This window comes from Sinorhizobium sp. KGO-5, assembly GCF_036245905.1.
Taxonomy (GTDB): Bacteria; Pseudomonadota; Alphaproteobacteria; order Rhizobiales; family Rhizobiaceae; genus Sinorhizobium; species Sinorhizobium meliloti_A.
In genome coordinates this window covers 1,000,990-1,024,013 of the sequence record NZ_BDIZ01000001.1, presented here as the reverse complement: position 1 = coordinate 1,024,013, position 23,024 = coordinate 1,000,990, and the positions used below count along the sequence as shown (strand labels likewise).

The window sequence follows — 23,024 nt, the reverse complement described above, 5'->3', positions numbered from 1 at the left end:
GCTATCACCCGTGTTTGGAGTGATTCGGCGTGATCCGGGTCTTTGCGTCATCGGCCCTGGTCCAGTCCGGAAGCTCGCCCGTCCACTCTCAGGCCTGCGTTCCGGGCGGGTTTTCGTACCAGCCGGGATCGGAGTAGTCGTCCGCCGAGATGCCCTCGCGCACCTTGACGACGGAGAACATGCCGCCCATTTCGATCGGCCCGTGCGGACCCCAGCCGGTCATCATGGGTATGGTGTTTTCGGGAAGCTCCATCTCCATCTTGCCCATGTCGGACATGCCGGCCGTACCCATCGGCATGTATTCCGGGTGGACCTTCCGGATCTTTTCCGCGACCTCCTTCTTGTCGACGCCGATGAAGGTCGGGATGTCGTGTCCCATGGCGTTCATCGTGTGGTGCGACTTGTGGCAGTGGATCGCCCAGTCGCCCGCGTATTTGGCGTCGAATTCGTAGGCGCGCATGGCGCCGACCGGAATGTCGATGCTGACCTCCGGCCAGCGCGCCTCCGGTCGGACCCAGCCGCCGTCGGTACATGTGACCTCGAAGTCGTAGCCGTGCATGTGGATCGGGTGGTTGGTCATGGTGAGATTGCCGACCCGCACGCGCACGCGGTCGTTCCTGGAAACGACCAGCGGGCTGATGCCCGGGAAGATGCGGCTGTTCCAGCACCACATATTGAAGTCGGTCATTTCCATGACACGCGGCACGTAGGAGCCCGGCTCGATGTCGTAGGCGTTGAGCAGAAACACGAAATCCCGGTCGACCGGCATGAATTTCGGATCCTTGGGGTGGATCACGAAGAAGCCCATCATCCCCATCGCCATCTGCACCATCTCGTCGGAATGCGGGTGGTACATGAAGGTGCCCGACTTCACGAGATCGAACTCGTAGACGAAAGTCTTGCCGGGCGGGATGTGCGGCTGCGACAGCCCGCCGACGCCGTCCATGCCGGATGGCAGGATCATGCCGTGCCAGTGGATCGTCGTCGGCTCCGGCAGCTTGTTGGTAACGAAGATGCGGACCCGATCGCCTTCGACCGCCTCGATCGTCGGACCCGGCGACTGGCCGTTATAGCCCCAGAGATAGGCGGTCATGCCCTCCGCCATCTCGCGCTCGACCGGCTCGGCGACGAGATGGAACTCCTTGACGCCGCTGTTCATCCGGTGGGGTGCGGTCCAGCCGTTGATGGTCACCACCGGGTTGTAGTCGGGCCCGGAGGAAGGCCGGACGGGGGCTTGCGTATCCCCCGTCTCCCTGAATGCCGCCTCGGGCAGGCCCATATTCGACGTTTTCGCCCAGGCGGCGGTGGATACCAGTGCGGCGCTCGCGCCGAGTAACTGTCGTCTGTTGAACATTTTGCGTGCCTTTCTCATTCGCCGCTTTCGGCGGCCGCCGCGACCGCGGTTTCGCGGGAGGCCGCGCCCCCGCCGTAGATCGCCGGAGCCAGATCCGCCTCGGCCAGCCAGAAGTCGCGCTTGGCATCGATCGCGAGCAGGATCGCATTGACCTTCTCGCGGCTGTCGGCGAGCAGTTCGAAGGTGCTGGTGATCATCCCGTTGTAGGTGAGGAGGGACTGTTCCTCGATTTCGGTGCGCAGCGGCACGACGCTGCTGCGGTAGTGCCGGGCGATGTCGTAGTTGGCGCGGTAGGCCTGATAGGCCGAGCGTGCTTCCGAGCGGACATTGACGGCCTTCTCGGCGAGAAGGTTCGCCGCCCGCATATAGGCGAGCTCGGCCTTGCGCATGCGCGCCTTGCCGCTGTCGAAGATGGGAATGACGAATTCGAGATCGGCGCGGCCCGTCGTCTCCGACGAGCTGTCGCCGTCCTCCTTTGCCCGCTCGGTCTCGAAGCCGGCGAGGAGGTTGAGGTCGGTGACGTAGCGGGTGGCCTCGGTCAGATTGTAGGATCCGGCCGTCGCCTCCAGCTCGAGCTTCGCAATCTGGAGATCGACCCGCCGCCGCAGAGCTTCCGCCTCGATCTGGTCGCGCTTCATCAGACCCTTCGGCAGGGAAGCCAGCCGGTTCGGCACCTGGAATTTGACGTCCGAACCCCAGAGGCCCATCAGCCGCGTCAGTTCCTCCTTGGCCAGACGCGCCTGGAGCCGCGCCTTGGCCCCCTCTCCCGCCAGTTCGGCGTAGAAGACATGCTCGCGGGCCTGCGCCCCCTTTGTCATGGCCCCGCTCTCGCCGAGCTTTTCGGCAAGCGCGGACGCTGCGTCGGCCGCCGCCTGCGCCCGGTTGAGCTGGCCCACCGTTTCCCAAGCCGCTACGGCATTGATCCAGGCGCGCCGCGTCTCGGAAGCAAGCTGCAAGGTGCGCGAAGCGGCATCCAGCTGCGCCTTCCGAAACTCGGTGTCGGCGAGCGCGATATTCCTGTCGCGCGTGACGAGCGCAAGAATATTGGAGACGATCGCGCCCTCGACCGTCCGGAATGCCGTAAGCCCCGGCGTGCCGATGCCCGTCAGCCCGACACCCACGGTCGGGTTGACGAGCATTGTCGCCTGCCAGGCGTCGGACGCGGAATCGCCGAGATCGGCATAGGCCGCCTGCAGCCCCTTGTTGTTGAGCAGCGCGACCTGGACTGCCGTCTCGACGTCGATCGACTTCTTCGCCATCAGCGCCTTCACCCGCTTGGAGACGGATCGGGCCTGTTCCTGGTTCTGCACCCACACGGTCTGCTTGCCGGCGGCTTCGGCCGTTGTCGCCGCGACCAGGGAAAATCCGGCATTCTTAACTGCGTACTCGCCAGCCGTAACGCAGCCGCCGAGCACCAGCGGCAGTGCGAGCGTCGCCGCCAGTCTCATCTTGGCTTTCATCATGATCCGCCTCCTTTCGGAGCCTGCGCATCATTCTGGTCGCGCCATGGTTTGGGATCGACGGCCCTGCGGTCCGTATAGCCCGCGACAGGACTCGTATAGGCAACGGGGCGCACCCCGGCATCGCTGGCCGGGAGTTCGCCCGAGGCGATCACATCGGGAGGCAAGGTGGCGGCGCAACCGCTCGCAAAAAGCGGCAGGACGGCCACGAAAAGCAGATGTTTCATGGATTTATCCGAATAGGAGATTGCGGCAGCGCTCGAGAGCAAGGCTTGCTCGCGAACACGCGTTCGACCCGTCAAGCGGACGGGCGCATCCTATTCAGGCGCTTGGGGGGCGGTGCAGCAGCGGCAATTCGCCCGTGGTCCCGGCCTCGTCGACGAATTCCCGGACGGGGGATAGGCGGGGTCTGCCAATAGCGTCGGTCCCCGCCAGAATCGCCATGCCGGCACAAACGTCTTTACAGCATTGCTGCTTCGCGGGCTTCTGGTCGCCTTCGGCAGAGGAGTCCTGATCGCCGTGCGAATGCGCGCCGCTCGCCCTATCGGAATGATCGCGCGACTGCGCAATTTCAGACTGGGACCAGTCGCCGTGCATGGCTGCGGAGGAACTCGGCAATGCATATGCCGCCAGTGACACGAAAATCACCAGGCGGAACAGAATCAACAGCTTCTGCGTCGTGATTCGAAGCATGCCCATGTTCAATGCCTATTATCGGGCCCAAAATTTTCAATCTTCAGCTCACGTTGACGCGCAAGGCGCATCGAGTGTGGCGCGGCCACAACGGGCGAACTTCGCCGCTGCAACCCGATTTTCAAGTTCTAGGGCTTACAACGATGGCAAGGTCAATCGGAAAAATTTCAGGGAAGAGAAGCAATTGAAAGCCTCAGGTGGCGTGGCATGCCCGCCACGGTCAGGAGATTGTTAACCATATTCTCCGTTCCTCGGGGAACAGTCCGACCGGCGCCACAGGAATAACTCTATTCCGCGGTCTTTCGCACGTGCAACCAAGCAACGATCGGAGAAGATGGACATGATCAAATCGGGTCTCGGCGTCACTGTCGCGGTTCTCGCCCTGTCCATCACAGTCAGCGGCATCCTGCATTTTGCGCTGTCCAGCTATCGCCCGGAGGCGAATGCCGCCGTGTCGCACGAAATCACCTCATCGATACCACGATGAAAGCGGCCGCCTTGTCAGGCGCGCAAAGATCGCACGGGGACATGCGTCATGAAACGCGGCGACGCTGCTCCGGGCCGAAATCTCCCAGCTGAGCCAGAAGTTCGTCGCAGGAACACTTCTTCGTGTCCATCAAGTCGAGAATGCGCTTGGCGGCCCTGTTGGCCTCCACACCATCCCTGCCGACATTGTGCAGAGCGCACCAGATATCGAGCGCTCCGCGCATGACGTCCACGTCATCCGGAGAATAGGCCTGACGCACGAACCCCTCCCAAGGTGTACCTCAACGACCTCATCATGGGGCAATCGGGGGGAAATTCAAGGAAATAGTGAGGTACCGCAATAAGTCATATGATTGAGGGATTGGAAGCCGCAGACGCCGGCTTCTTCCCCCGTCACACCCGTACGGATTGCTCCACGAAATCCTCGCTGCCGAAGAATTTCAGATAGCGCGAGACTTCGGCCGGATCCCCCGTCGCCTTGCGCGGGTTGTCCGAGAGCTTGACCGCCGGGCGGCCATTGGCCTCACTGACCTTGCATACGATGGAGATCGGGTTGAGGCCCTTGATTTCGGTCGGAGCGCAGCCGGCGAAATCATTGGTGAGGTTGGTTCCCCAGCCGAAGCTCATGCGCACGCGCCCTTCGAAGTGGCAGTAGGTCCTGATGATCGTGTCGACGTCGAGGCCGTCGGAGAAGATCAGAAGCTTCTCCCGCGGGTCTCGGCCCATCTTCTTCCACCAGGCGATGATCTTCTCGCCTCCCTCGATGGGCGGGGCGCTGTCCGGCCGGAAGCCGGTCCAATCCGCCACCCAGTCGGGCGCATCCCTGAGAAAGGCGGCCGTCCCGAACGCGTCCGGGAGCACGATCAGGAGGTTGCCGCCATAGAGCTGGTTCCAGTCCTGCAGAACCTTGTAGGGCGCGGCCGCAAGCTCGCGGCCGTTGCGGGCAAGCGCCGCGGCCACCATCGGCAGCTCGTGCGCATTGGTGCCGACCGCCTCCAGGTCGTTGTCCATTGCCAGCAGCACGTTACTGGATCCCGTGAAGGACGGGCCGATGCCTTCCTTGAGCGCCTCGACGCACCAGCGCTGCCATAGGAAGCTGTGCCGCCGGCGCGTGCCGAAGTCGGAGATGCGCAGGTTCGGATGCTCGCGCAGCTGCTCGACCTTCGACCACATCTTGGCCTTGGCGCGGGCATAGAGCACGTCCAGCGTGAACGGGCCGAGCCCTTTCATCGCCGCGCGCGAGCGCAATTCGTTGATGATCGCGAGCGCGGGGATTTCCCACATCGTCGTCTCGGCCCAGCGGCCACGGAACGTCAGCTCGAACTGGCCGTCACGACGCGACAACTCGTATTCCGGAAGGCGGAATTTTGCGAGCCAGGCCAGAAATTCCGGCGAGAAGATCTGCGTGCGGCCATAGAAGCTGTTACCCGCGAGCCATATCATCTCTTTCTTGGTGAAGCGCAGGCCGCGCGCGTGGTCGAGCTGGTCGCGCAGTTCCTGCTCGTCGATCTCCTCGGCAAGGCGCACCGTCTTCGTGCGGTTGATCAACGAAAAGGTCGCGTCCACGCCCGGATAGAGCTGCCAGATCATCTGCAACATCAAAAGCTTGTAGAAATCCGTATCCAGCAGGCTGCGGACGATCGGATCGAGCTTCCAGGTATGGTTATAGACCCGTCGCGCGATATCGGTCTTTGGCATCTGCAATACGCTCCTCTTGGACCGTCATGACCCGCTCTGTGGCGAGGCGATCGTGGTCGATATCCTAAGTCCGGGCGGGGATGCGGCCGATGCCGCGCTTCCCCGTCCCGGGGCGACTAGATCAGCCGGACGCCGGCATCGCGCATGCGCAGGGTCATGGCCGCGAGCGAGCCGTTCAGATCGATGCCGCGGCAGGCACCGAGCACCACCGACGTCGAAAAACCCTGAGCGACCGCATCGAGTGCCGAGAAGCCAACGCAGAAATCGGTGGCCAGGCCGCAAAGCGTCACGCTCTTTATGCCGCGCTCGCGCAGGTAACCGGCAAGCCCGGTCGGGGTCCGGTGGTCGTTTTCGAAAAAAGCGGAATAACTGTCGATCTCGCGGCGGAAGCCCTTGCGTATGACGAGTTCCGCCGAGGTCCATCGCAGGGAGGGATGAAAATCGGCACCGGGGCTCCCCTGGACGCAATGCTCGGGCCAGAGCGTCTGCTCTCCATAAGGCATCGCCACGGTCTGAAACGGAGCCTTGCCCGGATGCATCGAGGCGAAACTCGAATGGCCGGCCGGGTGCCAGTCCTGGGTCAGGACGACATGCGGCGACGCGTCGATGAGGCGATTGACGGCAGGCACGATCTCATCGCCGCCCTCGACCGCGAGAGCGCCGCCGGGGCAGAAGTCGTTCTGCAAGTCGATAACGATCAGGGCGTCGTCAGGCATTGCCTCTCGCAATCCGGCCGAGCCGCATCGGCCATCAACAATCGATCTCGATCACGATGGTTCAGGTCGGATCGACCTAGGTCACGAACGTGATCGATTCTAATTAACTAGAGCGGGATGCGGGCGGAAAATCGCATACACCTTTCCTCATCCCGCTCTAACCAGATCAACCATAGAACGCGCACCGCGGCAAGCACGTTCGGCGCTCGTGACGTGATTCTCGCGGCGAACGGGCGAACCTTATAAAGGTGATTGATTATAAGATCTTAATTCATGCCGGCCGAAAGCGTTCAGCGGCAACCGCGTCGACACCGGACCGACGCCCGGTGTCGCGCGCCCCAAGATCAGTTGTTCAAATCGCTGAGATTGTCGGCGACGTTCACGCCGGAATTGACGATACCGATCGGCCTTGCGACGAAATCGAGGAATTTCGTGATGTCGACAGAAGGATGGCGCGAGGCATAGATGACGTCGCGATTTTTGACCGGGAAGGTCTGACCGACAATGAGGCTGTCCGGTTTCGTCATGTCGAACCGGTAGACGACCGGGTAGCGCCCGACGCGGTCGGCCTTCATGCCCTTGCTCAGCAGCTTGTGAAACCGCTCCTGCCCAAGCAGGCTCATGACGATGTCCGGCTCCTCGTAGCGGAAGACAAAGTAACCCTTGGCATCCACCGTCCGATCCGAGCCGCCGCCCGCGAGCGCCACGGCCTCGAGCAGGTTGAGATCGTTGGCGCCGAATTCGACGCGCTGATTTGCGCGGACCTGGCCGAGCACGGTGAAGGTCCGCGGATCGCGCGTCACGAAGATCTGGTCGCCCGGCTTTACGTGAATGTTTTCCGACGGGCTCTCGATGATCGATTTCAGCAGGACCGTGCCGGTCTTCTTGCCGCGCACGAGGGTCACATATGTCTCGTAGGGCTGCGCCGATGGGCCGCCCGCCTTCGCGATGACCTCGTTGATCGTCTCGCTGACGAGATTGAGAGGGACGACCGAAGGACGGCCGACGGCGCCGGAGACCGTGACGATGCGCGACGCCGTCGACGTCGACGTCACGATCACATCCGGCTCGACGGCCTTCTGTTTCAATGCATCGAGGATCGCCTGGCGCGCCTGCTCGAGCGTCAGGCCGGCAAAGCGGACCGATCCGACATAAGGAATTGCAGCCTTGCCATCGGGCTGGACGACGAGATCGATGCTCGTCTGCTTCGATTCAGTTGTGGAAAACAGTCCGTCGCTGCCCGCCTCGAAGATCGTGACCTTCAACTGGTCGCCAATGCCGATGACCACCTGACCGACGCCGCCGCCAATGCCGAAGCGGCGGCTGAGGGTTGTGGAAACATATTCGGAAACGAGCCGCGCCGACTGGCCATCGACATCTACAATATCAAATACCGTCGCGTTCCTTCTGCCGATCTCCGAGCCGGACTGGCCGGCATCCGAAACGATATCGGTTGTCAGAGGGCCCTCGCCCGGCACGGCCTGGCATCCCGCAAGCGCGGTACAAAGCAGAAGGGCAGTCACTCGTTTCACTACGACACTCCGTGTTCGGCGCAGCAATGATTCCATACAGATATCTGCGCCGCATTTTCCCGGCAGGGAATCCGCCGGTCTCTGAAAAGCACAAAGGCCGTCCCACAACAAGCCACCTCGCCGCGACAGCCGGCAAAATAATCGAGACTGCGCTCTTCCGGCCATACCGCCTCGATCTTGGTTACGAACCGTCGCGGTAATTGTATTGGACGGAACGCAGGAGACGTATATCTAGCCCTTCGGGGTTGAAAGCTAGGCACTATGAGTTAAAAGCTCACTAATACAGCGCAGGGGATAAACCCGGGGATACCTACAGAGCAGGAATGTCGCCGATTGCAATTTACGTTTGACCTTGCAATGGGCTAAGACAATTTTAACGGCAGTTCAGAGCGTTCGATCTTACATGACGGTTGAAATCATAGGGCGTGCATGCCTTGCCCCGGGAGCGAAATCTCCGCAGGCGCTGTTCAAAATCCTTCGTCAGGGCAAGTGCACCGTGACCCGCGTCCCTTCGGACCGCTGGGACCTTGCGCGATTCTGGCATCCGGTCATGGGCACGCCCGGCAAGACCTATTCCTTTGCCGCCGGCGTCCTCGACCATATCTACGATTTCGATCCCGCCGTTTTCGGGATGTCGCAGCGCGAGGCCATGTATATGGACCCTCAGCAGCGGGTTCTGTTGCAGCTCGCCTGGCGTGCGCTCGAGGACGCCAATATTTCCGTCGCCTCGCTGCACGGTGAAAACGTCGGCGTCTATGTCGGGGCCTCCAGCCTCGATCACGCCAATCTCACGGTCGACGACCCGGCTGCCGCCGGCCCCTACTTCATGACGGGCAACACGCTGTCGATCGTCTCCAACCGTATTTCCCACGTCTTCGGCCTGAGCGGTCCGAGCATGACCGTCGACACGGCCTGTTCCTCTTCGCTCGTAGCCCTAGATCAGGCAATGCGGGCGCTGAACGCCGGAGAGATCGACACGGCCATCGTCGGCGGCGTCAATATCCTCGCCCACCCGCTTCCCTTCGTCGGCTTCGCACAGGCGCGCATGCTCTCGCCCGAAGGGCTCTGCCGCGCCTACGACAACGACGGCGCCGGCTATGTGCGCGCCGAGGGCGGCGTCGTCTTCGTCCTGCGCCGCACGGACCGGGCGCAACGCGAGCGCGACCGGAGCTATGCGCGGATCGTCGCCACCGGCGTCAATTCGGCCGGCCGCACCAACGGCATCTCGCTGCCCTCGCGCGAGGCGCAGGCCAATCTGTTGAGGATGATCTACGAAGGCAACGGCATCGACGCCAACCAGGTCGCTTTCGTAGAAGGCCACGGTACCGGCACGAAGGTCGGCGACCCGGCTGAGGTATGGTCCATCGGCACGGTCATCGGCGCGAAGCGCCGGGCTCCGGTGCCGATCGGCTCGATAAAGTCCAATATCGGCCATACCGAGCCGGCCTCCGGCCTGTTCGGGATGCTGAAAGCGGTTCTGGCTCTGGAGAACAATTATCTGCCGGCCTCGCTGCATTTCGAGACGCCGAACGAACAGATCGACTTCGACGGACTCAATGTCCGTGTGACGGCCAATCCGATCGAGCTGCTGAAGGGCAAGCGGGCGCGGCTCGCCGGCATCAATTCCTTCGGCTTCGGCGGCGCCAACGCCCATGTCGTCATCAGCGATCCGGATCCGGCACAGGCGGAAAAGGCTGCGACCTCTCCGGCGGGCCACGTGTTTCTGGCAAGCGCCCATACCGCGTCGAGCCTCGAAAACCTGCTCAGAGACTATAAGGCCGCCTTTGCGGGCGCGACGAAGGAAGAGACGCGCGCGATCGTCGCCGCTTCCGGCGCCAACCGGACGCATATGCGCCATCGGTTCGCGGCACGCAGCGATCATCCCGAAGATATCGTCCGGGCGATTGCCAACCACCTGGAAAAGCCCGGCTCCGATATCGGAGAGACGGGCGAAGCGTCAGCGAAGGAAGCAAAGGTCGCCTTCGTCTTCTCCGGCAACGGCTCGCAATGGGCCGGCATGGGTGTCGAGGCGTTCCGCGAGAATCTGCACTTCCGTCAGTCGTTCACCTCGGTCAGCGCCCTTTTCAGGTTCCATTCGGATATCGTTCTCACCGATCTCCTGACCGACCCTGGACTCGACAGGAAGCTCGCGGACACGAAGGTGGCCCAGCCGCTGCTTTTCGCGATACAGGCCGCGCTCTCCGACTCGCTCGTGGCCATGGGCATCAAGCCGACCGCCGTCTTCGGTCATTCGGTCGGCGAAATCGCTGCCGCTTATGCGGCAGGGGCGCTGTCCCTCGTCGACGCCGTGTCGATCGTCGCCAAACGATCGCTGCACCAGGACCTTCTGGCCGGCCAGGGCACGATGGCTGCCGTTATGCTGGGCGAGCAGGCAGCCAAGGCCTTCGCGGCGGAGCGCGGGCTCGACGATGTCTGCGTCGCAGCCATCAACGCTCACAATTCGGTGACGATTTCCGGTCCGGCCAACGAGATTTCGGCGTTCCGCGACGCTGCGCGCAAGGCTAAAATCCCGGTTCAGATCCTCGACATCAATTATCCGTTCCATCATCCGATCATCGATCGGGCGAAAGAGGCGTTTCTCGCCGACATCCCTGATATCGCCCCCCGCCGGACGGAGCTGGCCTATCTGTCGACCGTCACGGGTGCCGCGCTCGACGGGACTGCGCTCGATCCCGACTACTGGTGGAAGAACGTTCGCGAGCCGGTGCGTTTCCAGGCCGCTGCCGAGGCCGCGCTCGATCTCGGCTGCACGCTGTTCATCGAGATCTCGCCGCGTCCCATTCTCGGATCTTACGTCAAGGAGACGATCAAGCAGGCGGCGGTGCCGGCTTCGGTGGTGGCGACACTGCTGCGCGATGCCGGCGAGAACGGCCACGATCCGATCTCGGCATCGATGGCGCGCGCAGTCGCCCACGGTGCCGCCGTCGACCGGTCGCGTGTCTATGGCAAGCGGGATGCATTCATCGAACTGCCCGCGCTGCCCTTCGAGCCGGTAGAGCTGCGGCCGGCAGTCACGACCGATGCGACGGATCTCTTCGGACGCTCCGCAAAGCCCTATCGTCTCAACGGCTGGCGCGGCGACCCCAATGCGGGAAGCTGGAAAAACCACGTCGACGCGAATCTCTTTCCTGACCTCGCCGAACACGTGGTCGACGGCAAGGCGATCCTCCCGGGCAGCGGTTTCATCGAAATCGCCGTTTCCGCCGCACAGCAATATCACGGCAGCGACGAGGTCGAGATCACCAATCTGGAGATCGTCCGCCCGCTCGAACTGAGCGACAGCCGGATCATGGAACTCTCGACCATCCTGTCGCCGGAGACCGGCGACATCGAGATCCGGTCGCGCGAACGTCTCTCGGAGGACGATTGGACGGTGCATGCCGTCGCGCGAAGCCGCAAGCCCTTGCCGACGACGAGCAACGGCTGTCCGTCCACCAAAGGCTTGGCGAAGACGGCGACCGTGACGGCGGCCAAGGCCTATGAAACGGCGAAGCAGTTCGGGCTGGACTACGGCCCGCAATTCCAGCTTCTCTCCAAAGCCGTGGCCTATGGCGACCGGCTCATCGACGTCGAGTTGAAGCATCCTCAGGCGACGGGGCACCCCCACGTCACCTACGCCCTTCATCCGATCTCGGTCGACGCGACCTTCCACGGCCTGGTCGCGCTCTTCGACCGTTTCACCGGCGACAGGGGCGGCGCCCCCTATATTCCTGTCCGTTTCGGCTCCGTACGCGTGGTCAATGCCGGCCGGGCGATCGCTCGCGCGACGATCGAGATCGAGCGGGTCAGCGCCAACTCGATCAAGGCACGGTTCCATTTCTTCGACGAGACCGGCGTCGCGATCGCACATTTCGAGGATTGCCGCTTCCGCCGTACCTATCTGCGCAAGCACAAGACGCTTGAAGGCCTGTCCTTCCATTATGAGGCAGTTCTGTCCAACGCGGCCGTGCCCGGCACGAAAGTTGCGACGGCCATGCCTGCGACGCTGGCCGAACCGATAGACGGCGACGGCGTCGACAACGCGACCCTGCTCTTCAACGCCGCCATCTATCGCGCCTGCCAGGAAATTGCCCTGAAGCTCGGCAAGGGGACCGCCACAGTGCGAGCCGACGCGCTGCCCGGGGACTTCGCTTTCCAGTGCTTCCTGACGAGCTGCCTCCTGACGCTGGAGGATGCCGGACTTTGCGAACATCAGAACGGCAACTGGAAGGTCGCACGGGAATTCACGCTTCCGACCGTGCCGGAGATCCTTGGCGAGCTCTATGGCGACCGCCCCGATCGTGCGGTCGAAGCGGTGCTCGTCAACAACGCCTATGCGGAAGCGCTCAGCCGTCTTGACGCGCTGCTTGCTCCCCTACCTGCAGGTGACGACGCGGCTTCGTTCAATACCGGTTTCGTCAGCGAAGCGACGCTCGACCATCAGGCCGTGCATTCCGTGGCGAGCCGGTCGCGCATGGACCAGGTGCTTCACACGGTCGAACGCATTCTCGCTGCGCAGCCGGCAGGCGCCCGCCTGCGGCTCATCGAACTCGGCAGCGTCTCTGCCGGCTTCAGCCGCCGGCTGGCCGATCTCGCGGCGCGCAACGGTGCGGTACTTTCGATTTTCGAGCCGCGCGACAATGCACAACGGAGTCTGGAAATCGCCTTCGAGGAGGATGCGCATGTGCGCGTTCTGAAGAAGAGCGAATTCGCAGATATCGGGCCGTTCGACCTCGCAGTCAGCGCTTCGGACAATCTCTACCAGCTGATCGAAGAGGAGAGCGAGGTCCGCACGGCCCTTCGCTCGATGCTTCCCGGAAGCGGGCTCGTCGCGGCCGTCAGCGCGCCGTCGATCTTCGCCGATTTCGCCTTGGGTCTCTCGGGCGGATGGTTCGAGCGCAGCCAGACGGCAGAATTCCCGATCGGCAGGATCGCTGCCGTACCCCATTGGCAGAAGTGTCTCGCAGATCTCGACCTCGGCGACGTGGTCGTGACGGATCGCGAATGCCCGCATGGGAACACCATCCTGATCGAGGCCCGGGGCACGGCGGCGGCAGGCTCAGGCGCCGAGCCGGGCGAAGCCGCGACACCCTATCTGCTGATCGAGACTGCCACTGCCCCGAAACCGGTCGCGGCCGGTGGAAGAAGTGCCACTCCCGTCCGGGTGACAGGCGACCTTGCCGCAGACATGGCGACGCTCCGTGCAGCCCTCGAAGCCATGGGCGACAGACCGTTGCGCGCGGTTTTCACGTCCGAGGCGGAGCGCGCCGGCGGCGACGGTTCGGACCTGTTGCAGACGCGCGTCTTGGCGCTCAGCGCCTTTGCCGAGGCATTGAAACAGCATCTCGCCGGCGTCGAGCCGGAAGGCGACGACCGGCCGCGCCTCGTGCTCGTGGCCCCGGGCGGCGCTCCCCTGTCAGCCTCGGCAAGCTCCGGGCTGAATTCCGGACTGTGGGCCTTCGCCCGCGTCCTTCAGAACGAATATGAGTTCATCGACATTCATGCGCTCGATGTTGCCGGCGCTGCCGACGTCGCCCGCAAGGATATGCTTGCCGCAGCGCTTTCCCTGCTGACGGTTTCGGGACAGAACCGAGAATGGCTGCTGGACCAGAAGACGGGCCTGCTTTCGGAGCTTCGGGCCGTACCCGGCGCAACGAACAAGGCCGACGGGAAAACCAGCGCGTTTGCGGCCGCGACCATTCGCCAGCGCGTCAGTTCGCAGGTTGCAAGCATCGCCTGGGAAGAGGCGAGCGTACCGGAGCCGGGGCCCGGCGAGGTCGTCGTCGCCGTCGCGGCAACCGGCTTGAATTTCCGCGACGTGATGTGGGCCATGGGCCTGTTGCCTGAAGAGGCGTTGGAAGACGGTTTTGCCGGGGCGACGATCGGCATGGAACTATCCGGCCACGTGGTCGCGGTCGGCGAAGAGGTCGACGATCTCGCGGTCGGCGATGCGGTGATGGCGATCGCCTCCGCCGCCTTCTCGACCCATGCGGTCGTCGCGCGCGCCGGAATTGCCAAGCTGCCCCGAGCGATGAGCCCGGTGGCCGCGGCCACCTTGCCGGTCGCCTTCCTTACCGCCTATTACGCCATTGTCGAACTCGGCCGCATTCAGGCTGGAGAGACGATTTTGATCCACGGTGCTGCCGGCGGCGTCGGCCTCGCCGCGCTCCAGGTCGCAAAGCTCAAGGGCGCCAAGGTCATCGCAACGGCGGGAACGCGCGAAAAGCGGCGCTTCCTGACGATGCTCGGCGCCGATCATGTGTTCGATTCGCGTTCGCTCGGCTTCGTCGACGATGTCCGTTCGGTCACCCGCGGGGAAGGCGTCGACCTCGTGCTCAACTCGCTTTTCGCCGAGGCGATGGAGCAGAGCCTCTCGCTGGTGAAACCCTTCGGCCGGTTCCTGGAGCTCGGCAAACGCGACTATTACGCCGACAGCAAGATCGGGCTCAGGCCGTTTCGCCGCAATGTCAGCTATTTCGGCATCGACGCCGATCAGCTGCTGGTGAATGCGCCGGATCTGACCAGGCGCATCTTCATGGAGATCGGAGCGCTCTTCGAGGAAGGCAAGCTCACGCCGCTTCCCTATCGCGCCTTCGATTACGATGAAATCGGCAATGCCTTCCGGCTGATGCAGAATGCCGGGCATATCGGCAAGATCGTGGTGCTGCCGCCCGTTGCCGGCAGGCACGAGGTGACCGCGAAGGCTGTAAGGGGTATGAAGGTCGACCCGGACGGCGTCCATCTCGTCGTCGGCGGCATCGGCGGCTTCGGCCTCGTCGCCGCCAATTGGCTCGTCGAGAAAGGCGCCCGCCGGATTGCGCTTTGCTCCCGCCGAGGCCAGCCGGATGCGGAAACGCAAGCGATGATCGAGCGCTGGCAAAATGGCGGCGTTGCGGCTTCGGTCCATGCTTGCGACATCACGGATGCCGCGGCCGTGGAGACGCTTCTGGCGACGCTTCGTTCGGAAGCACCGCTTCGCTCCGTCGTTCACGCGGCGATGGTGCTCGACGATGCGCTGATCAGCAATCTGAGCCGCGAACGCAACCGGCCTGTCATCGACACGAAAGCCAAGGGCGCGGCAATCTTCGATCGCCTTACCCGTGGTGACAGGCTCGACAACTTCATCCTGTTCTCCTCGGCGACGACGCTGGTCGGCAATCCCGGCCAGGCGAACTATGTCGCCGCCAACGGCTATCTCGAAGGCCTTGCCCGTGCACGGCGCCAGGAGGGCCTGTCAGGGCTCGCCGTCGGCTTCGGCGCGATTGCCGATGCCGGCTACCTGACGCAGAACGCCGACGTCAACGACCTGCTCGCCAAGCGCATCGGCAAAACGGCGTTGAAGGCCCAGGTGGCGCTCGACATGGTGGAGAACCACATCGCCGCGGATCCGGGCACGGTCGACGCGGCCGTCGTGATGATTTCCGAGATCGACTGGACAGCTGCGCGGAATCTGCCGGTCGCCCGCAACGCGCTCTTCGAGGTGATCCTGCGCAGCGCCGATCAGCATGCCACAGGCGCCGAAGGCACGAAGATGGACCTCGTCGCGATGATCGAGGGCAAATCCCCTCAAGAGGCCGAGGACATCCTCTTCGATCTGGTTGCGAGCGAGATCGCCGCCATCCTCCGCGTGTCGAAGGATACGGTCACTCGCGGAAAAATATTGAAGGAGATCGGTCTCGACAGCCTCATGGCCGTTGAACTCGGCATGAGTTTCCAGCAGAACACCGGCTTCGACATGCCTTTGAGCGGCGTCGCGGATAATACCACTGTCGGTGACATTGCACGCAAGCTCCATGAAAAGGTAAGCAAGCGCGATCAGGGCAACGAGAACGAGGCCGGGGACGACAAGCTCGTCACGGAACTTGCGCAACGCCATGTCGGAGCGGACAAGGAAAAAGCACTGAGCCAATGAGCAGCGACGGAAACGGCCAGACTTTCCCGAAGATGAACAGCACGCTCAAGGAGAGTCTGCTGGACAGGATGCGGAACACGCATCAATCGTCCGAGCGCAACCGGATGGCGCGCTCGGAGCGGGAGTTGCCGCCGGCTCCGCGTCGCCAGCAGGCGCGTTTCGAGGATCTGCCCGAATATAAGCAGGTCCTTACCCAGAAGATCGCCAGCGAGCAGCTCGGCATCGCCAACCCGTTCTACCGACCGCATCAGACGGCAGCCGGTGCGACGACGATGATCGATGGCCGCAAGCTGATCAACTTCGCCTCCTACGACTATCTCGGGCTCAACCGGCATGCTCACGTCCTCGAACGTGCGCGCGAGACGATCGCCGGCTTCGGGATTTCCGCGTCGGCAAGCCGCCTGGTCGCCGGCGAACGACCGCAGCATGTGGAGCTCGAAGAAAAGATCGCGCAATTCTACGGCGTCGATGCCGCCGTCTGTTTCGTAAGCGGCTACCTGACCAATGTCGCCGCGATCAGCTGCCTGATGGGACCGAAGGACCTCGTCATCCACGACGAGTTCATCCACAACAGCGCGCTCGCCGGGATCAAGCTTTCAGGCGCGACACGCCGCTTCTTCAAGCACAACGACACGGCGGATCTCGAGCATGTCCTTCGCACCGTCGCCGGTGACTACCGGCGCATCCTGGTGATCGTCGAGGGTATCTACTCGATGGACGGCGACGTCGCCAATCTGCCGACGCTTCTGAAGCTCAGGGCCGAATACGGCTTCTGGCTGATGGTCGACGAGGCGCATTCGCTCGGGGTCCTCGGCCGGCACGGCAGGGGCCTTGCCGAACATTTCGGGGCCGATCCGCACGAAGTCGACATCTGGATGGGAACATTGTCGAAGACCACGTCGAGCTGCGGCGGCTACATTGCAGGAAGCGCCGCCCTGGCGGCCGTCCTGAAGGCATCTGCCGGCGGCTTCGTCTATAGCGTCGGCCTCGCGCCCGTGCTTGCCGCATCCGCGGTCGCCAGCCTCGACGTGCTGGCAAGCGAACCGGAACGTACGGCGGCGGTGAGACGCAACGGCAGCCTTTTCCTGAAGCTGGCCAAGGAGGCCGGCCTCGATACGGGGTTGAGCGGCGGCTTTTCGGTCGTGCCCGTGATCGTCGGCGATTCGCTGCGCGCCGTCCAGCTTTCGAACGACCTGCTCGCCGCCGGCGTCAACGTGCTGCCGATCATCCACCCGGCGGTGCCGGAAGGACAGGCGCGCTTGCGCTTCTTCATCACCTGCGACCACACGGAGGAACAGATCCGCCGCACCGTCACATTGACGGCCGAACGCCTGAAGGATCTTACCGACCGCAATTTCGGGCTCGGCGGCGTCGATATCGAGAAGATGCTGAGTGCGCTCTCGGCGCGCTGACCACGAGCCGCCGCAAGCGGGCCGCCAACGGGTGCGTCCATGACACATGTGATCATCACCGGCGGCTCGAGCGGAATAGGCCTCGCGGTCGCCTCGATTTACGCAGCCCGGGGAGCGAGGCTCTCTCTTGTCGCCCGCTCCCGCGATCTTCTGGAGCAGGCAGCGCAGAATCTGGTGGCCGAACACGGCCTCGAGGCTGGAGCGGTCCGCATAGAGGCCGCCGACGTCACCAAAGGAGAGGAGATCGAGGCCGCGATCTTGCGCTGTGTGGAGACGTTCGGGCCTTGCGACGTTCTCGTGACCTCGGCAGGCGTCGTCGAACCGGCGCCCTTCGAGGCGATGCAGGGCGCGGCCTTCCAGCGACAGATGGAAACGAACTTTTCGGGCACGGTCCATGCCGTGCGCGCCGTTTATCCGGACATGAAGGAGCGGCGCAGCGGCCATGTTCTGATGGTCTCTTCGGGCGCCGGGCTGATCGGCATCTACGGCTATACCGCCTACTGCGCCTCGAAGTTCGCCCTCGGCGGCTTCGCCCAAGCATTGCGCAGCGAAGCACGCGTCCACAACGTCGGCATATCGATCTGCTTTCCACCCGATACCGTGACGCCGCAATTTACGAGGGAGCTTGCCGCCCGGCCGCAGGAGGCCAGCCTGATCATGGGAACCGTCCGCCCATGGACGGCCGAGGCGGTTGCGCGAAAGATCGTCGACGGGATCGACCGGCGGCGATTCGAGATTTATTTCGGCGCGATCTTATATCTTCTCGGCCGCTTCGGGCCGGCGGTCAGGCCTTTCCTCAATTGGTGGTTCGATCGGGCGATCGCGCGCAACAGTGGACGGTGACGGCGGCGCCCCCGGCCATGCTTGTGCCAGCCAATATTAGGCTTTAAGTGTCGGGAGAAGCCTTCTGCCGAGGCGGCGACGGTGAAATGGCTCAAAGGTATCGGCTTGGCGCTCATTCCCTTCCACCTGCACGACTACCCGATAGCCTTGACCCTCGGGTGCTACCTGCTGTCCTGCGCGGTGATCTTCTATACCGACCGGTTCGCCCTTCCGGCGCGCGAACGCAGGAAGAACGCACCGAAATACGGGCGCTATCAGGACAGGATCGACCGTCTCGCCCGGCTACCGGTCATCGCGCTCGTCTTTGCCGGCTTCTTCGCGATCTCGTGGCGGCCCCTCTATGCCGCCGCCGGCACGATGAGTTTCTTCATCATTTTCACCGGCATTTCCCGCGCGAAGTTCAAGTTCATCCGCGAGCCGCTGGTCTTTTCCGATATTGCCCTGGTCGCGGATGTCTTCAAGTACAAGACGATCTTCTATGCGAGCTCGCTGAACATCGTGTTCTGGATCGTCGCCTTCCTTTACGTGTTCGGCGTATCGGCACTTTACATGTATTTCGAGCCGGCGATCCTGCCCGAAAGAAGCAGGCTCTTCTGGGTTCTGATGATGGTGGGGATCGCCGCCGGACCCTGGGGCCTGTTGTTTTACGGGCCGGTGAACCGCCCGACGGCCGCCCTCGTGCAGAGACTGGTGAAGGCGATCAACGTCAAGAAGAACACGGTGCGTTTCGGTACCTTCGCTTCCGTCGTCTTCCATTTCATCATCTGGCTCGGGGTCAAGCGCGACAAGATCGTCGCCGAATTGTCGGAAATACTGCGCGCCGCGGTACACGACCTCATCGGCCACGAGGAGGCCCCGGTGATCGTCGTGTGGCAGTCGGAGTCCTTCATCGACATGCGGCATTTCGGTGTCGATTCGATCAAGCTTCCGACGGTCGACCGGTTGCGCAAGCAGGCGGTGCAATGGGGGCGGTTGAGCAATGTCTTCGAGGGCGGCTACACGCTGCGCACCGAATTTGCCGTCCTGAGCGGCCTTGTGCCCGACGACATCCACGTCGATGCCAGCTATCCGTATCTTCGTGCCGCGCACTATGCCGATGTCGTCTGGCCCGGAAAGCTCAAGCGCGCCGGCTGGCGCACGCATTTCATTCATCCCTATGACCGGACGTTCTTCCTGCGGCACAAGGCGATGCCGCTCCTTGGATTCGAGAAGCTTACCATGCTCGATGCCTTCGACCATAAACCGGAGCGCGACGGGCTTTATGTCTCGGACGCCACGCTGGCAGCCCGCGTGCTCGCCGAAGTCGAGAAGCTGCCGGAAGAGGAGAGCGGCTTTTTCTTCGTCGCCTCGATGGCCAATCACGGCCCTTGGGAACCGGGGCGCGTCGGTACGCTCACCCATCCCGTCGATATCTACCTGGCGATCCTCGAGCAGTCTGACGCTGCGTTGAAGCAGCTGATCGACGGCCTCAACAAGCTCGACCGGCCGGTCTGGTTCGTCTTTTACGGCGACCACGCGCCCCTTCTGAAATCCTTCGCGGATCCCTTCCCGGATCCCCGCACGGATTATTTCATCGTGCCGCTCGCCAAGGCGCGCGCTGCGGTCCACAGCCCGAAGCGAGCGAAGGACGAGGATCCCTGGAACCTGCTCGGCTCCATGCTGAAGCACGCCAATCTGCACAAGGACGCGCTGCAATAGCAGCGTCTTCCGGAAATCCGCCCGATGACAGCAGATACGACCTTCGATCCCGCGCCGCCAAGAACCTTCCTGTTCCTGCAGGGGCCGGCGTCGCCGGTCTTCGCCAAGGTCGCCGGGCATCTCGAGGCCCTGGGCCATTGCTGTCTACGCATCAACCTCAATCCCGGCGACCAGATATTCTGGCGACGCCGGGGCGCCCATAACTACCGCGGCTCGTCGGCGCGGTGGCCGGCCTATGTCGAGGCCTTCATCCGCCGCCACGCCGTCACCGACCTCGTCCTGCTCGGCGAAGAGCGCCCCTATCACCGGATCGCCACAGCTGCCGCGCGAAAAGCCGGCATCCGAGTCTTCGTGGTCGAAATGGGTTATCTCAGGCCGGACTGGCTGACTCTCGAGCGTGGCGGCATGTCGTCCAACTCGCACTTTCCGGTCGATCCCGCGCAAATCCTGCGAGCGGCAACGGGCTTGCCCGAGCCCGACTGGCGGCGGCGCTACCGGCAGAGCTTTCTTGCAGAGGCGGCATACGACCTCCTTTACAACCTGCCGAACGTGTTTTTCTCTTTCCTCTTTCCCGGCTACCGCCGGCACGGAATCTTTCATCCGCTCGCCGAATATGCCGGGTGGATCCGGCGGCTGGCGGCCGGCAAAGGCGAGCAGCGGCGCGCGGATGCGTTGATCCGCTCGCTTTCGGCGAAAAATGCACCGTATTTCGTCTATCCGCTTCAACTTGAAACGGACTATCAATTGCGCGCGCATTCACCCTTCAGCAGCCAGCGGGAAGCGATCGACGGCATTCTTGCCTCTTTCGCGCGACATGCGCCGGCAGGAACCAGTCTCGCCATCAAGGTGCACCCGCTCGACAACAGCCTGATCCCCTGGCGCAGGATCGCCTCGGACAAGGCCGCCTCGCTCGGTGTCGGCGACAGGGTCCTCTATCTCGACGGCGGCAATCTCGATTCGCTTACGCAGCACAGCTGCGGAATGGTAACGGTCAACTCCACCGCCGGATTGCATGCTCTGAAGCAGGGCAAGCCCGTGAAGGTCCTGGGGACGGCCGTCTTCGACATTGCCGGTCTCACCGACCAGAAGCCGCTCGACGCGTTCTGGACGGCGCCCGAAGCCCCGGATCCGGTGCTGAGCGGGGCAATGTTCAGGCTGATGGCCGCTTCGATCCAGGTGCGCGGGAACTTCTATTCCCGTGCGGGTACGGATGCCGGCGCCAAGGCGATCGCGGAGCGGCTGCACCGCAACGACGTCAATGAACCGGACGCCTTCGTCGACCCGCCGCCCCGGCAGAAGCCGGCGAAAATCAGCGAAGATCAGGCGACGCCGGCGCGCAGCAGATCGTGAATGTGCAGGATGCCGGCCGGTGCGCCCGCTTCGTCGACGAGGAACAGCACGGTGACCTTGTGGTCCTGCATGAATTCCATGGCGGCGCTGGCAAGGACGTCACCCTTGATCACCCGCGGATTGCGCGACATCACCTCTTCGACCGGTTGCGCCAGGAGGTCGCCCGTCATGTGACGGCGCAGGTCGCCGTCGGTGATGACGCCGACCAGCTTGCCGCTTTCATCTTTTATGCCGACGACGCCGAAGCCCTTGGCCGACATTTCGATGACCGCCTCGCTCATCGGGCGACCTACGGAGAGCAGCGGCATCTGTCCGGTGCCATGCGCCAGCTCCTGAACCAGGCGCAGCTGCGCGCCCAGCTTGCCGCCGGGGTGGAAGGTCTTGAAATCCTCGGCCGAGAAGCCGCGCCGTTCCAGGAGCGCGATCGCCAGAGCGTCGCCGACGGCAAGCTGCAGCATGGCCGAGGTCGTCGGCGCCAGGCCGTGCGGACAGGCCTCCGGCACCTTCGGCAGCACGAGGGCGATCTCGGAATTGCGTGCAAGCGTGCTCTCGCGGTTCGAGGAGATCGAGACGATCGGCACTTTGAAGCGCTTGGCGTAGGTCAGCATGTTGGCGAGTTCCGCCGTTTCGCCCGACCAGGAGAGCAGCACCAGCGCATCCCGGGCGGTGATCATGCCGAGGTCGCCGTGGCTTGCCTCGGTCGGATGGACGAAATAGGCCGAGGTGCCGGTGGATGCGAGCGTGGCTGCAATCTTGCGGCCGATATGCCCGCTCTTGCCGACCCCGGAAACGACGACCCGGCCATCGCCGTCGCCCATCAGTTCGACCGCATCGACGAGGGCGGCCGCGAAGGCTTGGTCACCGGTCAGATGGTCTGCAAGGGCCTTGATGCCGTTCGAGGCAGTCGTCAGCGTCCTCCCGATCGACTCCAGCACGGTGCCACCGGCATGCGCATCCGCCGTCGCGTGTCTCACACCCATCATCGCCCCCCTGTAGGGCACCTCCGGGAAAAGTGTGTCACGGTTTTCCGCCGGAAGTGCGTAGCCAAAAAACGGCCTCGTCAGCGGGCCGCAGCAAGATAGACGCCAGATAGGCTTTTTTCCGGGACAAACCAAGTCTTTCGCCGGCCATTTGTACCAAACCGGCGACTTTTCGGGACGGTCAGGCTCAGCCGATGCGCTTTTCGGCCGAGGTCTCGGGGGGGAGGACTCCGCCGGCGGCAAACTCGGCGAGCGTCATCGAATCGAGGATGGACGACATCGCGTCACGCACCGATGTCATCGAGATGCGCACCCGGCAGGTCTCCGGATCGTTGCAGTCATCGCACATTTCATAGGCCGTGCGACTGGCGCAGCGTATCGGCGCCAGCGGGCCGTCGAGCGTCCTTATGACATGGCCGATGCGAATCTCGGAGGCCGGTCGCGACAGGGAATAACCGCCGCCCGGTCCTTTCTTCGAGCGCAGCACGCCGGCGTTGCGCAGTTCCAGGAGTATGGTGTCTAAAAACTTCTTCGGAATGTTGTTGCGCTGCGCGATTTCGGTGATGAAGGCCGTCTGCCCGGGTGGAAGCCGTGCCAGGTCGACCAATGCTTTCAGTCCGTATTTTCCCTTCTTCGTCAGCATTCGAGCCAATTCTCCCCGATCCCGCAGAATCGCCGGATCCGCCCTCGGATACAATCTTGTCCTGGCATAGCACAAGAATGCGCTGCCAACACACAGCTATAGTCGACAACCGGGAGATGACGGGCATCCATGGACGCAAGGAGCGGGAGCGCGCGTATATTACGCTCGCATCCCGCCCGCGGTCCTGAAACGATAATGGGGACTAAAGCACTTCCAGCGGAACTGTGCAGCGGCGTTCCGTCGGGAA

Annotated in this window: 15 protein-coding genes and 1 pseudogene; 6 read left to right on the top strand and 10 right to left on the bottom strand. The window is 63.3% G+C overall.

Annotated elements, in window-relative coordinates; genetic code table 11:
• Nucleotides 1-4: 4 nt before the first annotated feature.
• From BHD07_RS04775 to BHD07_RS04760, 4 genes and pseudogenes are all read right to left on the bottom strand, one after another.
• Nucleotides 5-1,354 (bottom strand): annotated as a pseudogene (locus BHD07_RS04775) (multicopper oxidase family protein).
• A 14-nt stretch (nt 1,355-1,368) separates the two neighbouring features.
• A complete protein-coding gene (locus tag BHD07_RS04770; protein ID WP_100669633.1) occupies nt 1,369-2,817 on the bottom strand; it encodes a TolC family protein in 1,449 nt (482 codons plus the stop codon).
• Complete coding sequence (locus BHD07_RS04765; RefSeq protein ID WP_198516582.1) at nt 2,814-3,041, bottom strand: hypothetical protein; 228 nt, start codon at nt 3,039-3,041, stop codon at nt 2,814-2,816. The genes BHD07_RS04770 and BHD07_RS04765 overlap by 4 nt, the downstream gene beginning before the upstream one ends.
• 94 nt (nt 3,042-3,135) lie before the next feature.
• Nucleotides 3,136-3,513, bottom strand: a complete 378-nt coding sequence (locus BHD07_RS04760) for a hypothetical protein (protein ID WP_338278076.1) — start codon at nt 3,511-3,513, stop codon at nt 3,136-3,138.
• A 334-nt stretch (nt 3,514-3,847) separates the two neighbouring features.
• Here BHD07_RS04760 and BHD07_RS04755 point away from each other — a divergent pair, with 334 nt between their 5' ends.
• Nucleotides 3,848-3,994, top strand: a complete 147-nt coding sequence (locus BHD07_RS04755; RefSeq protein ID WP_013843957.1) for a hypothetical protein — start codon at nt 3,848-3,850, stop codon at nt 3,992-3,994.
• A 46-nt stretch (nt 3,995-4,040) separates the two neighbouring features.
• Here the strand turns inward: BHD07_RS04755 and BHD07_RS04750 are convergent, their stop codons facing one another.
• The 4 genes from BHD07_RS04750 to BHD07_RS04735 all read right to left on the bottom strand — a co-directional run bounded on the left by BHD07_RS04750 (nt 4,041) and on the right by BHD07_RS04735 (nt 7,939).
• Nucleotides 4,041-4,253, bottom strand: a complete 213-nt coding sequence (locus tag BHD07_RS04750; protein WP_004435886.1) for a hypothetical protein — start codon at nt 4,251-4,253, stop codon at nt 4,041-4,043.
• A gap of 133 nt (nt 4,254-4,386) precedes the next feature.
• Nucleotides 4,387-5,691, bottom strand: coding sequence for a nicotinate phosphoribosyltransferase (pncB, locus tag BHD07_RS04745; protein WP_100669636.1), 1,305 nt, complete (start codon nt 5,689-5,691; stop codon nt 4,387-4,389).
• 116 nt (nt 5,692-5,807) lie between these two features.
• Nucleotides 5,808-6,407 (bottom strand): bifunctional nicotinamidase/pyrazinamidase, encoded by a 600-nt coding sequence (pncA, locus tag BHD07_RS04740; protein ID WP_338278063.1) that lies wholly within the window; start codon nt 6,405-6,407, stop codon nt 5,808-5,810.
• 344 nt (nt 6,408-6,751) lie between these two features.
• The gene (locus tag BHD07_RS04735) at nt 6,752-7,939 is read right to left on the bottom strand and encodes a polysaccharide biosynthesis/export family protein (RefSeq protein ID WP_018094165.1); all 1,188 of its coding nucleotides are present in this window, start codon (nt 7,937-7,939) and stop codon (nt 6,752-6,754) included.
• Between the two features lie 403 nt (nt 7,940-8,342).
• Here BHD07_RS04735 and BHD07_RS04730 point away from each other — a divergent pair, with 403 nt between their 5' ends.
• From BHD07_RS04730 to BHD07_RS04710, 5 genes are all read left to right on the top strand, one after another.
• Nucleotides 8,343-15,851 carry a type I polyketide synthase gene (locus tag BHD07_RS04730; protein WP_100669638.1) on the top strand — a complete coding sequence of 2,503 codons (7,509 nt, stop codon included), beginning with the start codon at nt 8,343-8,345 and terminating at the stop codon, nt 15,849-15,851.
• Complete coding sequence (locus BHD07_RS04725) at nt 15,848-17,263, top strand: aminotransferase class I/II-fold pyridoxal phosphate-dependent enzyme (RefSeq protein WP_100669639.1); 1,416 nt, start codon at nt 15,848-15,850, stop codon at nt 17,261-17,263. The genes BHD07_RS04730 and BHD07_RS04725 overlap by 4 nt, the downstream gene beginning before the upstream one ends.
• Before the next feature lie 39 nt (nt 17,264-17,302).
• Entirely contained in the window at nt 17,303-18,106 is an 804-nt protein-coding gene (locus BHD07_RS04720) for an SDR family oxidoreductase (protein ID WP_100669640.1), read from the top strand.
• An 81-nt stretch (nt 18,107-18,187) separates the two neighbouring features.
• Nucleotides 18,188-19,804 carry an LTA synthase family protein gene (locus BHD07_RS04715; protein WP_338278052.1) on the top strand — a complete coding sequence of 539 codons (1,617 nt, stop codon included), beginning with the start codon at nt 18,188-18,190 and terminating at the stop codon, nt 19,802-19,804.
• 24 nt (nt 19,805-19,828) lie between these two features.
• Nucleotides 19,829-21,154, top strand: coding sequence for a capsule biosynthesis protein (locus BHD07_RS04710; RefSeq protein WP_100669642.1), 1,326 nt, complete (start codon nt 19,829-19,831; stop codon nt 21,152-21,154).
• On the opposite strand, the gene BHD07_RS04705 is transcribed toward BHD07_RS04710, so the two are convergent.
• Together BHD07_RS04705 and BHD07_RS04700 are read right to left on the bottom strand one after the other, a co-directional pair.
• Nucleotides 21,124-22,137 (bottom strand): KpsF/GutQ family sugar-phosphate isomerase, encoded by a 1,014-nt coding sequence (locus tag BHD07_RS04705; protein WP_100669643.1) that lies wholly within the window; start codon nt 22,135-22,137, stop codon nt 21,124-21,126. The genes BHD07_RS04710 and BHD07_RS04705 overlap by 31 nt on opposite strands.
• 184 nt (nt 22,138-22,321) lie before the next feature.
• The gene (locus tag BHD07_RS04700) at nt 22,322-22,777 is read right to left on the bottom strand and encodes an RrF2 family transcriptional regulator (protein ID WP_100669644.1); all 456 of its coding nucleotides are present in this window, start codon (nt 22,775-22,777) and stop codon (nt 22,322-22,324) included.
• Nucleotides 22,778-23,024 lie beyond the last annotated feature (247 nt).